This is a genomic window from Kitasatospora sp. NPDC002965 (assembly GCF_040611255.1).
Classification (GTDB): domain Bacteria; phylum Actinomycetota; class Actinomycetes; order Streptomycetales; family Streptomycetaceae; genus Kitasatospora.
The window spans coordinates 125,378-136,995 of the sequence record NZ_JBEXNT010000008.1; the positions used below are offsets into that span (position 1 = coordinate 125,378).

The 11,618-nt window shown below is 71.3% G+C and carries 9 protein-coding genes and 2 pseudogenes; 5 read left to right on the forward strand and 6 right to left on the reverse strand.

The window, feature by feature from the left end; all coding sequences use genetic code 11:
• Positions 1–132: 132 nt before the first annotated feature.
• Genes nagA through ABZY91_RS06110 form a run of 5 tightly spaced genes read right to left on the reverse strand, consistent with a single transcriptional unit; the run spans position 133 to position 4,146 of the window.
• Positions 133–1,290 carry an N-acetylglucosamine-6-phosphate deacetylase gene (gene nagA / locus ABZY91_RS06090; protein ID WP_355400135.1) on the reverse strand — a complete coding sequence of 386 codons (1,158 nt, stop codon included), beginning with the start codon at positions 1,288–1,290 and terminating at the stop codon, positions 133–135.
• The gene (locus ABZY91_RS06095; RefSeq protein WP_355400137.1) at positions 1,287–1,814 is read right to left on the reverse strand and encodes a pyridoxamine 5'-phosphate oxidase family protein; all 528 of its coding nucleotides are present in this window, start codon (positions 1,812–1,814) and stop codon (positions 1,287–1,289) included. The genes nagA and ABZY91_RS06095 overlap by 4 nt, the downstream gene beginning before the upstream one ends.
• Before the next feature lie 5 nt (positions 1,815–1,819).
• Positions 1,820–2,179 (reverse strand): hypothetical protein, encoded by a 360-nt coding sequence (locus ABZY91_RS06100; RefSeq protein WP_355400139.1) that lies wholly within the window; start codon positions 2,177–2,179, stop codon positions 1,820–1,822.
• Between the two features lie 33 nt (positions 2,180–2,212).
• Complete coding sequence (locus ABZY91_RS06105; RefSeq protein WP_355400141.1) at positions 2,213–3,406, reverse strand: hypothetical protein; 1,194 nt, start codon at positions 3,404–3,406, stop codon at positions 2,213–2,215.
• A complete protein-coding gene (locus tag ABZY91_RS06110) occupies positions 3,403–4,146 on the reverse strand; it encodes a class I SAM-dependent methyltransferase (RefSeq protein ID WP_355400143.1) in 744 nt (247 codons plus the stop codon). The genes ABZY91_RS06105 and ABZY91_RS06110 overlap by 4 nt, the downstream gene beginning before the upstream one ends.
• Positions 4,147–4,807: 661 nt before the next feature.
• Between ABZY91_RS06110 and ABZY91_RS06115 the strand changes: the two genes are divergently transcribed.
• Positions 4,808–5,116, forward strand: coding sequence for a hypothetical protein (locus ABZY91_RS06115; protein WP_355400145.1), 309 nt, complete (start codon positions 4,808–4,810; stop codon positions 5,114–5,116).
• Positions 5,117–5,807: 691 nt separating this feature from the next.
• Here the strand turns inward: ABZY91_RS06115 and ABZY91_RS06120 are convergent.
• Positions 5,808–6,899 (reverse strand): RICIN domain-containing protein, encoded by a 1,092-nt coding sequence (locus ABZY91_RS06120; RefSeq protein ID WP_355400147.1) that lies wholly within the window; start codon positions 6,897–6,899, stop codon positions 5,808–5,810.
• Between the two features lie 202 nt (positions 6,900–7,101).
• Between ABZY91_RS06120 and ABZY91_RS06125 the strand changes: the two are divergent.
• From ABZY91_RS06125 to ABZY91_RS06140, 4 genes and pseudogenes are all read left to right on the forward strand, one after another.
• Positions 7,102–7,587: pseudogene (locus tag ABZY91_RS06125) on the forward strand (transposase); the annotation flags it as partial.
• A 946-nt stretch (positions 7,588–8,533) separates the two neighbouring features.
• Positions 8,534–9,757, forward strand: a complete 1,224-nt coding sequence (locus ABZY91_RS06130) for an MFS transporter (RefSeq protein WP_355400149.1) — start codon at positions 8,534–8,536, stop codon at positions 9,755–9,757.
• Positions 9,758–10,855: 1,098 nt separating this feature from the next.
• Complete coding sequence (locus tag ABZY91_RS06135; RefSeq protein ID WP_355400151.1) at positions 10,856–11,221, forward strand: DUF485 domain-containing protein; 366 nt, start codon at positions 10,856–10,858, stop codon at positions 11,219–11,221.
• Positions 11,218–11,618 (forward strand): annotated as a pseudogene (locus tag ABZY91_RS06140) (cation acetate symporter); the annotation flags it as partial. The gene ABZY91_RS06135 and the pseudogene ABZY91_RS06140, both read left to right, overlap by 4 nt.

Genomic DNA, 11,618 nt, shown 5'->3' on the forward strand with positions numbered 1-11,618 from the left:
GCCCGCGCGCGCCCCCCCCCCCCGGCGGCGGGGCCCGGCCCGCCCCGGGGGGGGGCCGGCCCCCCGCGCCGGGCCGCTGCCCGTTGGGGCGCCCGGGGCCCGGCCCGCGACAGGGGCAACTGGGGGCGGGGGTCAGGGGGTTCCGATCGGTCGGCCCCGGAGGATGGTGTGCCGGACGTGCAGTCGGGGTGTGAGGACGACCAGGTCGGCGTCCTTGCCCGGGGCGATGGAGCCGGTCCGGTCGCCGAGGCCCAGGAGCCGGGCCGGGGTGGTGGCGGCCGCCGCGGCCGCCTGGGTGATGGGGATGCCGAGGTGGCGGACGGCCCGGCGGACGGCCCGGTCCATGGTCAGGGTGCTGCCGGCGAGGGTGTGTCCGTCCGGGAGGGTCGCGCGGCCGTTGCGCACGGTGATGTCGACGTCCTCGAGGCGGTACTCGCCGTCGGGCATTCCGGCGGCGGGGGTCGCGTCGGTGACCAGGGCCACGCGATGGGCCGCGGTCGCGAACGCGATGCGTATCGTGTCGTCGTGCAGGTGCAGGCCGTCGTTGATCAGCTCGAAGACGATCCTGTCGTCGGCGAGGGTGGCGCCGGCGAGGCCCGGTTCGCGGTGGTGCAGCGGGTTCATGGCGTTGAACAGGTGGGTGGTCAGCCGGGCCCCTGCGGCGAAGGCGTCGCGGGAGCGGCGGTGGTCGGCCTCCGAGTGACCGATCGCCGCGACCGCGCCGGCGGCCACGATCGACCGCACCAGTTCCAGGCCGCCCGGGAGTTCGGGGGCGAGCGTGACGACCCCGACGTGGCCCCGTCCGGCAGCGAGCAGGGTGGCCAGGATGGCGGGGTCGGGGGCGAGCAGGTGTGCTTCGGCGTGGGCGCCCCGGTGACGGCTGCTGAGGAAGGGGCCTTCGTAGTGGATCCCGGCGACCCCGGCGCAGCCGGGGTCGCCGGCGGCGAGGAGGTCGGCGACGGTCGCGGCGGCGGCGGTCATCCGGGGCACCGGGCCGGCGATGATGCCGGCCAGCATCCGGGTGGTGCCGTGGCGGTGGTGGAAGGCGACGGCCCTGCGCACCTCGTCGGGATCGCCGGAACCGACGGATGCGGCGTCACCGCCGTGCATGTGCAGGTCGACGAAGCCGGGGAGGACGTACGCGTTCCCCAGGTCGCGGACGTCGTCGTCGGCGGCGGCCGGGGCCCCACCGGTGCCGACCCCGGTGATCGTGGGGCCGGAGAAGGTGACCCACCCTGGCTCCAGGACTTCGTACGGGGTGACGACGCGCGCGTTCGTCAGCGTGGTCACGGCCGGGCCGCGCTGGCGAGTTCGGCGAGGTCGACCTCCACGCGGGTGTCGTGCTTGTCGGCCAGCCAGCGGTCGATGTCCAGGAGCCACCACCGGTGGACGTGCACCACGTAGAAACGGCGGGGCCCGTCGCCGGTGAAGTCCGACTCCGGGAGGAGCCAGGCCGCGCGGACCTCCGGGTCGGGGTGGTTCAGCTCGTAGTACACCTGCCGGTGCCGCGGGACCTCGGGTTCCGGCACGGCCTCGCAGTGCCCGGTGAACTGGGCGCCGTCCAGGCCGAATCCGGGTGTGCCTAGCAGGTGGACCGAGCCGGCGATGTCGGGCCGGGCCTCGATGTTGCGGGAGTGGCGTGAGCCGTGGAGGGAGTAGTAGAGCAGCCGGAGCGGGTCGCGGAGGGCGACGAAGTTCACGGTGGAGGCCCAGGGGCCGTCCTCGCCGACGGTGGCGAGGGTGGTGAAGCGTCCGTGGTCCAGGAGGTGGGTGCTGCGTGCGACGTGGTCGGAGTACTCGGAGCCCGTGGACACGGCGGTCACTGCGGCGGCGGGGTGCGGTGGAGGCCCATCGCGACCGGCGGGTCGTTGAGCAGGGCGGCTTCGGCGAGCCGCCACCAGCGGGTCTGCTCGGTACGGCGCTCCTCCCAGGCGGTGTCCCTGCTGCGGGCGGAGACCTGGCGGCGGTAGGTGCCCCAGGCGGCCTCGTCGGCGAAGGTGACGAGGTGTTCGAGGGCGTGGACATGGGTGCCGACGGTCCGCAGGTGCCAGCTGGTGGCGAGCACGGTGTCGAGTCCTTCGTAGAACCACTTCTCGCGTTCGGCGGCCCAGGCCCAGAACCCGGCCGGGTCCGCCTCGGCGGCCTCCGTCAGTTCGAGCCGGTAGTGGAGGTGGAGCATGAGCATTTCCTTTCCTGGGGCATGGTGGTCGGGTTACGGCAGTGGTGATTCCCAGCTGGCCCACTCCGGCCCCATGGCCAGGGGGTGGTCCCCGGCCAGCTCCCGCCAGTGCCCGGCGGCGGTGATGTTGTGCTCGCGCTGGCGGGCGGGTGTGCAGACGGCGCCGTGCAGCGGCAGCACCACGGCAGCGAGGGGGGTGAGACGGGCGCCGCGGCGCACCTTGACGTCCCACGCGGAGATCGCCGTCCGGTAGCGCCGGAACCCGCCCTCCGCGGCGTAGTCGAGGGGGGCGTTGTACCCCAGCTGGAAGTACTCGTTGGTGGGGACGGCGGTCGTGTAGTCGTAGCCGAAGTAGCGGGCGTACAGGCGGTCCCCGTGCTCGTAGCAGACGGTCGCGGCCACCAGCTCGGGGCCGCGCAGGCCCAGGAACGCCACGGCGTGGTCAAGCAGGCCGGTGGCGCGCTGGGCGTTCAGGGCGTCGAGCACCGCCCGCGGACCTCCGGAGCTGCCGTGGCGGGTGCGGTTCTGGGCGATCAGGTCGGCGATGCGGGGGACGAGGTCCTCGGTGAGCCGGGTGGTCTTGACGACCGTTCCGGTGCGCTGGAAGGTGCGCAACTCGCTCCTGCGACGGGTCCGGCTGTGCCGGTTGCTGCGGGCCGACAACTCTCCGGCGCCGCCCGGCGGGACGGGCAGGTAGGTGTCGGCCGAGTGCAGCAGCGCGCGGGCCCGGGGGTGGGCCGCCGCCAGCTCCAGGGCGTCCTCGCCGGCGAGGTAGGCCATCACCACGCCGTCGTCGCCCCGGTCGGCGGCGAGCTCCAGCGCCCGGCCCAGGAGCGCCCTCAGGACAGGGCGCCGCTGCGGTCCGCGGACGCAGAGGAGTTCGTTGCAGACCGAGCGTCGGGTGCCGAGCCAGAGCTGCCTGCCGCCGTCGACGTCGGCGGCCGTGCCGGGCAGGATCCCGGGCAGGATGCCGGGCAGGGAGAACATCTCGTCGTCGTCGCCCTCGCCGGGCCAGGTCGGCAGCACGCCGAGCAGGGTGCCGGACTCGGAGGCGGTGATCACCGGGTCGCCGCCGGAGGCGAGGTGGGTGGAGCGCACCCAGCGGTGGCTGCCGTAGAAGTTGTCGGCCCCGACCAGGCGCTCCCAGGCGGCGGGGTCGACGCCGTGGGCGTCGGGGTGGACGCGGGTGCCGATCGCCACCGCGGTCGGCGTGCGGAGTACGTTCACGGGGCGGCCGCACCCTTCACGCAGGTGATCAGCGCGGCGTGCGGCGAGCGCAGGTACGGTCCCCAGAAGCTCTTGCCGTGCTCGCGCATACCCTGCTCCGAGACCTGGAACGGCGGCCAGCCGATGTCGGTGAAGCCCGCCTCGGCCAGCGCGGCCTCCAAGGCCCCGCGGCTCCAGTACCGGGCCGTGATCGTCTCCTGGTAGGGGCCGAACTCCAGCTCCAGGGTCACCTTCGAGGCGTCGAACCGCGGCTCCGCGTCGAACAGCCGCAGCCCGTAACGCTCGTAGTACTCGCGCCTGCCGTCGTAGTCGGGGTTGACCGGCAGGGTGACGAACCTGCCACCGGGCCTCAGCGCCCGCGCCGCCAGCCCGCACAGTTCCACGAGTTCCGCGTACTGCTCGGCGTAGGGCAGGACGTAGACGCCGAGCACGGCGTCGAAGGTTCCCTCCAGGGCGGGGGGCAGGGTGCGGACGTACTCGATGCCCCGGTGGCCGGCGGGCTCCTGCGCCCGCGCGTAGGAGAGCATGCCCTCCGAAGCGTCCTGACCCACCACCAGGTCGGCCCCCTGCGCCTTCAGCAGGCGCGAATAGAGGCCCGTACCGCACCCGAGGTCAAGGACGCGTTCGCCCAGGACGCGACCCAGGGCCGCCAGGACGCTGTGGGATTCCAGGTCCTTCCGCCACGGCAGGGCGAACATGTCCTCGTACATCTGCGCCAGGCCGTCGAATTGACTGCTCATGTCGCCTCATTTGGTTCTTGGTCCGTGCTGTTGGTCGGGCATGCCGCGACAGGGACCGGTGGACAGGCGTGTCCCTGGCCTGGCCCGTGCCGAACGCATGGGGCCGCCACAGGGGTGACGGCATGGGAAGGATCTATCGAGGAGAGCCCGCAGGCGGGGGATCCGTCACCGCCGAACGAATTCGACTCTCGCGCTAGAGGTTATTCCCGAGCGGGTGAACATGGCCAGACCCGAAACCAGGATATTTATCATTCACACAATGCATCTGGAATATCCCACGGGGTAATTTCCGAAACTCCCGCCACTCCCGCACCGTCCTGTCCCGTCCGTTTCCCCGGAAGCGAGGACGGCGGTGAGCGCCGTCCGGTATTCGTCCGTGAGCCCCGTGGGGCCCTTCGGTCGAACGGTGTCGCGCCCGGGTGCCGGGCCGTCCCACCATGAGCGTGCCGGGCCGCGGGCCGCAGCAGGGACCCGCCAACAGCAGCCGGAACAGAGACGACGGAGAAGCCATGACGTCACCCGCCCCGTACCGGCCCACGCGGTCCGGTGCCCTGTTCGTCGCGGTCCCCGGCCGGGTGACGGCCGCCCCGGGCCGCGCCGGGCCGCGCCCGCCGGCTGGCCGCAGGGAGGTCCGGGGCCGCGCGGAAACGACACCATCACGGTGGTCCGGTCGCCGAACGACCGGTCAACCTCCAACCGGGGCACCATCGACGGAGGCGACGGCGACGACAGCATCACGGTCACCGGAGGCGGAGGCGGAGGCGACGGCGGCGCCCCGTCGGGTTCCGGGGACCTTGGCAACACCGGAACCATCCGGGGAGGCTCCGGGAACGACACGATCACCGTCGCCGGCGGCAACGGAGCGAACGGGCTGAACACCCAGTCCAGCCCCGGGGGGTCGGGCGCCGTTGGCAACGACGGGACCATCGAAGGCGGAAGCGAGGACGACATCGCCCGGGTGACTGGGTGACTGGGTGACGGGGAGGGGGGTGGCTACTTCGGAGGGAACCCCGGGAACGGTGAGGACGGCAACAACAGACTCGTCCGGGGCACGCGGACCGTCACCGCGGAGGGCGGCAAAGGCGGCGACTCCCTTTGGCCGGCAGGGGCGACGACGCCGAGGGCGGACACGGCGGCATCGGCAACGACGGCGACATCCACATCACCGCGAAGTTCGGATTCAACTACCACGGCCACTCCTACTCGGGCGGCTGGTGCTCTCAGTCCAAGGGAGAGACCAAGGACGCCTGGTCCCGTGGTTACACTCGGAGCGTCCGTGCCGGCCTCGATCTCCTCCGCAGGCGGATACTCCTGATGGCCCTACTGCCCCGATGGCCTGGGACGTCGGTTCGGCACCAGGCCCGCCGTCATGCCCTCGCCGTCCTGGAACCCGACCGGAATCCTGCTGTCGGTGAGGGGCCCGCCCTACCCCGCGTCGTGGAAGCGGGTGGGGGCGGGCCCCCGGCCCGTTCTATTGCTGGCGCCCGTGGGACCCGGGACGCGTGTTCCGGGTCGTCATGGGCGATCACCGGTCTGGGCGGAGTCGGTGTTCATGTCCGGGGCATCGCCCCAGCCCGCCCGCCGTGCCCCGATCCACTGGGGCGGTCCCTGGAGCGTCCCAGCGGATCGGGTGTGTCCGGCGGCTATGGGTGCTTGCGGTCTTACAGGCAGACGGGCGGCTTCGGGGACGAGTTGACGATGTAGAGGCTGGGCTGACCCTTGGCGTCGCTCATCATCGGCATGGCGATCGTGTCCCTGGTCGTCCAGGGGAGATCGTCGACGCTGAATGTCCAGGTCCCGGTGATCTTGGTGGCAGCCCTGGAGAGCGTGACCCAGCCGTATTCCCCAGGACGTACCTTTCCGCTCATCTGGTTTCCGACGGCTTGCGAACCGGACCAGACCTTTTTGAAGGAGAACTTCACCTTGACGCTGACCTTGGCGATCAGTGATGACAGTGCGCCGGTCTCCAGTCCCAGCTCGATCTCGGTACCTATTTCGTGAGACCATCCGTTCGTGTTGGTCACCACGAATGTGTGGGTAGCGTCCTCCGGGCCGTTGTTGCGCCAGGCAATCGACTCGCAGGATTCCGGCAGCATTTCCGCGGGGGATTCCGATTCCATGTCCCACGAGCATTTCTTCGGTGAATCCTGGCACACCTTGGTCGCGTACGTTATGGCGAGTTGCCGCGGCCCGCGCACGGGAGGCTGGTTCGCCTCGTGGCCGAAGGGGACCTCCCACGACTGCGCCTCGTTGCCCTTGCAGCTGTACACAAGAGTCGACACCCCGGGATTGATGTTCGAACTGTTGGGGTAGAAACAAAGATTCGAGTACGTGGTTCGGATCATGAACCCGGTGGGTGTGGGATGGGCATACCAGTCCTGCGCATGGTCGGCGCCACACGATTCCAGGTACACCGGAGCCCTATCACGGTAGGGCGTGAATTTGTTATTGGGAGTCGACAGGCACTTGCCCAGTGACACGTTCTGAATCCGGAAGGTTCCGTTGTCCCAGTTCGGAGTCAGCCGCCAGGCCCTGTTCGGGCCGCTGCCGAGAGGCGTCAGCATGACTTGGTTCTCCTGGGAACGCTGGGTATCCACGCCCAGCGCGACGCCGCCGTCCAGGAACAGCCGTGTGCAGTACATGCTCTCCGCGGCAGGACAGGGGTTCCCGGCGAACTCCGCGGCGTGCGCCGTGCCACCTGCCATGGGGGTGATGGATACACCGACGGCGAGGAGGGCTGTCACCAGGGACATGAGCAGCAGTCTTAAGGCACCGGATCGAGCTCTCGGGAAAGGCGGGTTCATGATGTTCCTGATCCTTGGGTAGGCGGTTCCGGATCGCCTCCGTTGGGGGACTTCCGGACTGTCGTTGTGGTCAGTTCTTGCGGCGGCCGCGTGGGCACCGGGCCGACTCCTGTTGGGTCCCGGCCCCCGAGGTCCCAGGAATCCGGCCGTCATCGAGGCTGCGATGGGACGCCAACTGGAAGCACTGATAGGCCAGGTGGATGTTGCCTGCGTCGCAGTCGACGAACTCGCCGAGGCGGTGGAGGCTTACTTTCGCCAGCACCCGGACGCTGAGATCGTCCTGAGCTTTCCCGGCCTCGGGGTCCAGCTCGGCGCCCGTGTGCTCGCCGAGCCCGGAGACGACCGCGCCCGCTTCGCCGACGCCCGCGCACTGGAGGCCTATGACGGCTCCGAGCCGATCACCCGTGCCTCCGGCAAGAAACGCTATGCCGGGCGACGGTTCATCAAGAACAACCGGCTCATCAACGCCGGTTTCCTCCGGGCCTTCTCCGCTCTCAAGGCGTCCCCCGGAGCGGACGCACACTACCGGCGAAGGTGCCAGAACGGCGACTGGCACGCGCACGCACGACGGCACCTGTTCCACCGTGTGGTCGGGCAGCTCTACCACTGCCTGCAGACCCGGCAGCTCTTTGACGAGCATCACGTCTTCACGTCCCCATCAGCGGATCTGGCCGTGGCGGCTCGACTTGTCAGGGACGTGATGTCTCTCTCGATTTCACGACACTGTGGCTGGTCCGGGTGCACGGCTCCCGGGGACGGGCAGGCCGAAGGTGCCGGGGACGGGCGGGCAGCGACACCCGGTGTCCGAACGCGACGGGGCCAGGCATCCGGATCCCTCGGCCGCGCAACGGCGCGGTGCCCCGCGACACAACCGCGTGTCCTCCGGAAATCCGAGAGTCCCCGAGAACCGCCGGAGCGGCCGTGGGCCATGCTGGGACCGGCAGCCCGACGACCGGCCGCCTGGCCGTTCGCCGTGGGCCGCCCCGTCGGATCCGACACGGGTGATGCCCTACACGACGGCTTCATGGCCGCCGGCACCGGCCTGACCCTCGACACGCCACCGTCACTCTGACGCGCCGTAGTCGGCAACAGGCGGCCCGTCCTGACGGGCGCACGGTACTTGATCATTTCACCTCGATGCTGGTGAACGGAGGAGAACGGCTGATCGGGGAAGGCAGCCGAGGCACAATCGCCGGGCCTCGTACGCGGTCCCCGTGTTGGGTGTATCCGAGTCTTGGCCCCGCCGGGAGCTCGGGGTAGCGTCGAACTACCTGCTCGGATACCTGTCCCGATCCGTCTGGGGGAGCTCCCGGCGGGCGGTGGCACACCACGGGACCCGAGCCCCCTGAGGCGCCGTGTGGGTACCCGCCTCTCCGGTCTGCCGCGCTGTTCGACGAGCTCGCAGCCGCTCGCGGCGAGGTGTTCCTGGGCGTCGAGCAGCAGCCCGGCCCGGCGCCCGTTCCGCTTTCCCGGCTGTGACCGGGACGGCCCGCACGTCGAGGTCGGATTCACGCCAGACCAACCCCCTTCCCTCTTGGTGGACTTCGTAGCGACACCCCCCGCTCACGGACAGGACCTCCGGCATGGCCGACGCCGCCCTCCACCCCGCTCCGCGCCCGCCCGACCACGGCTCCCGCAGCCCGAACTCCCCAGGGCGGAGCGGTGGCTGGCCCGCCGTACTGGCCGTCACCACGGGTGTGTTCTCCATCGTCACCACTGAAATCCTGCCGATCGGCCTGCTGACCCCGATCGGCGCGACCTTCCGGATCTCCGACGGCACCGCCGGGTTGATGATGACGCTCCCGGGCGTCGTCGCCGCCGTCGCCGCACCAGTGGTGACCGTGGCGACCAGGCACGCCGACCGGCGGACCATGCTCTGCGCCCTCCTGCTGCTCCTGGTCCTGGCGGACCTCCTCAATGCCTTCGCCCACGCCTACTGGGCCGTGCTGACCGCCCGGGTCACTCTCGGCCTGGTCATCGGGGCCTTCTGGTCGATCGGTTCGGGGCTCTCCGCACGACTCGTCCCCGAGCACCGGCAGGGTCGGGCCACCACCCTGTTCTTCACCGCCGTCCCGCTCGGTTCGGTCCTCGGCGTACCTGCGGGAGTGTTCCTCGGCTCGCTCGCCGGCTGGCGCGCCGCCTTCCTCGTGATGGCCGTGCTGACTCTGCTGACCCTGGCCGCCCTGCTGGTTTCGCTTCCGCCGCTCCCCCCGCTGACCACCACCGGCCTCGGCGTGCTACGCGGTCTCCTCGCCGGCCGGGGAACCCGGACCGGTCTCGCCGTGACCTTCCTGATCGTGCCGGCCCACTTCGGCAGCTACACCTACATCACCCCGTTCCTCACGGCCGCCACCCATGCCGGCCCGGGGCTGGTCACCGGACTCCTGCTCCTCTTTGGCGCCGCCGGACTGGTCGGCAACGTGCTGGCCGGCGGCCGGGCGGCAGGCGCCCTCCGCCCGGTCTTCGGCACGGCTGCCGTGCTGCTCGCCGCCGCGACCCTGCTGCTGCCCCTGCTCGGCACCACCGGTCCGGGCGCCGCCGTCCTGCTGACGCTCTGGGGCGCGGCGTACGGCGCCGTGCCGGTCTGCTCCCTCACCTGGTTCCTCACCGCGGCCCCGCACGCCCCGGAGGCGGCCGGGGTGCTGTTCACCTCGTCCTTCCAGGCGACCCTGTCGATCGGCGCCCTGGCCGGCGGCCTTGTGGTGGACCGCTCCTCGCCCACCACCGCCATGGTGTTGGGGGGCGTCGTCGCCCTCCTCGCTGCCGCCACCGTGCTGGGATACGGCCGTCGGGTCCGGCCCGAGTAGGCAGCCGGATCGGAATTCGGGGCTCGTGTGGTCGGGTAGCCGGGTCGCGGCAACGCCACGCGGCAACCCGACCACCGGGCTGCGCCGGCCCGGATACTGTCCTGGTGGCGCAGGGGAAACCCCCACTGTCTGGATCGCCGCCACCTTCCCCGTCAAGTCGGCGCGTTGAAAGCGTTCGACCGCGCGAGGCGGCTGTTGTCCAGGCGGCGACACGGAGAGCATGCGGCTGGAGGAGTTCTTCTGACGGCCGGTCAGTGAGGTCTCCGCGCTCACACCCGCTGGTCGTTCCGGGGCTCGGGTTCGTCCGTTGCGTCAGGCGTGGTCGGGTTGGTCGCGTGTGCGGTACCGCCAGAGGGCGAACAGGCGAGGGTCGTGCCCGGATGAGGCATCGAGCGGTCCGATTCGCCGGTACGCCTGCTCGGCCCGTGGGTCGTCGCGGACGGCACTGAGGTCACCCGCGGTGCGGGCAGCCCGGTCGCGGGTCGCGGAGGACCGGCGCCGGCATACGGCCGTCTGCCGGCCCGACGAGCACGGCAACGTGTCCAGGACTCGGCCGCCCGGGGGAGCGCGTCGGTTGAGGAGCGGGCTCGGTCGGAGGTCCCACCCTGACGCGGAGGTTGTCGGCGAAGCGGGTGGGGCGAAACGGTGGTGACCGGGCGTCGGTGGAGGGCCGTCCGTGAACCGGACCGGTCGACACCCGGGGGAACGCGTCGCCGGAGCACCCGATGACCGAGGTGCCCGATCGCGATGAGGCACATGACACCCCCCGGTCGGGACCACCGTCAAGGGGTGGAGCCGCCCAGACTTCCTTGTGACCCCGACCGTTCCACTCGTCCGCCGGCTCGGGGCCGTTCGACCGTTCGTCGTACCGCTCACCGCAGAACGCGACCGCTCACCGCACACCGCGGTGCGATGCCTACCGCAGCCCGCCCGTACGGGCTGGGATACGCCGCAGGAACGAACCCGCTGGTAGGAGGGGCCCCCGACGACGGCCCCGCACCACCCGGCGAGCAGGGCCCGGGACCGCTGACCCACACCCGTGCGACAGCCCCGTCCGGCCCCGCTCCTCCACCGAACCCGCTCACCCAGGAGGCACGCGTGGACACTCCACCCACCACCCGGCCTGCGGTCCCCGACCGCCCCGAACACCTCGAACAGAGCGAGGAGTTCCGCCGACTCCGCAGATCCTTCCGCGGTTTCGCCTTCCCCGTGACCGCCGGCTTCATCCTCTGGTACCTGCTCTACGTCCTGCTCTCCAGCTACGCCCCCGCCCTCATGGGCGCCAAACTCTTCGGCCACGTCAACGTCGCCCTCGTCCTCGGCCTCCTCCAGTTCGCCAGCACCTTCACCATCGCCGCGTGGTACGCCCGCTACGCCGACCACCACCTCGACCCGCCCGCCGCCGCCATCCGCGAAGGCCGCACGGCCCAGGCACCCGCCGCCCCCCGGAGGGCCGACTCATGACCACCACCCTGCTCGCCGCCGGCGCCTCCACCGAGCACCGCACCCTCACCATGACCCTGTTCGGCCTGTTCGTCCTGGCCACCCTCGGCATCACCCTGTGGGCCGGCCGGCAGACCAAGGACGCCGCCGACTACTACGCCGGCGGACGCGGCTTCACCGGCTTCCAGAACGGCCTCGCCATCTCCGGCGACTACATGTCCGCCGCGTCCTTCCTCGGCATCGCCGGCGCCATCGCCCTCTACGGCTACGACGGCTTCCTCTACTCCGTCGGCTTCCTCGTCGCCTGGCTCGTCGCCCTCCTGCTGATCGCCGAACCCCTGCGCAACTCGGGACGCTTCACCATGGCCGACGTCCTGGCCTTCCGGATGCGCCAACGCCCCGTACGCACCGCCGCCGG

Excerpts from the sequence above, each read along its gene's own strand:
- ABZY91_RS06110 (WP_355400143.1), bottom strand. The coding sequence starts at position 4,146 with ATGAGCAGTCAATTCGACGGCCTGGCGCAGATGTACGAGGACATGTTC.
- ABZY91_RS06100 (WP_355400139.1), bottom strand. The coding sequence starts at position 2,179 with ATGCTCCACCTCCACTACCGGCTCGAACTGACGGAGGCCGCCGAGGCG.
- ABZY91_RS06120 (WP_355400147.1), bottom strand. The coding sequence starts at position 6,899 with ATGTCCCTGGTGACAGCCCTCCTCGCCGTCGGTGTATCCATCACCCCC.
- ABZY91_RS06130 (WP_355400149.1), top strand. The coding sequence starts at position 8,534 with ATGGCCGACGCCGCCCTCCACCCCGCTCCGCGCCCGCCCGACCACGGC.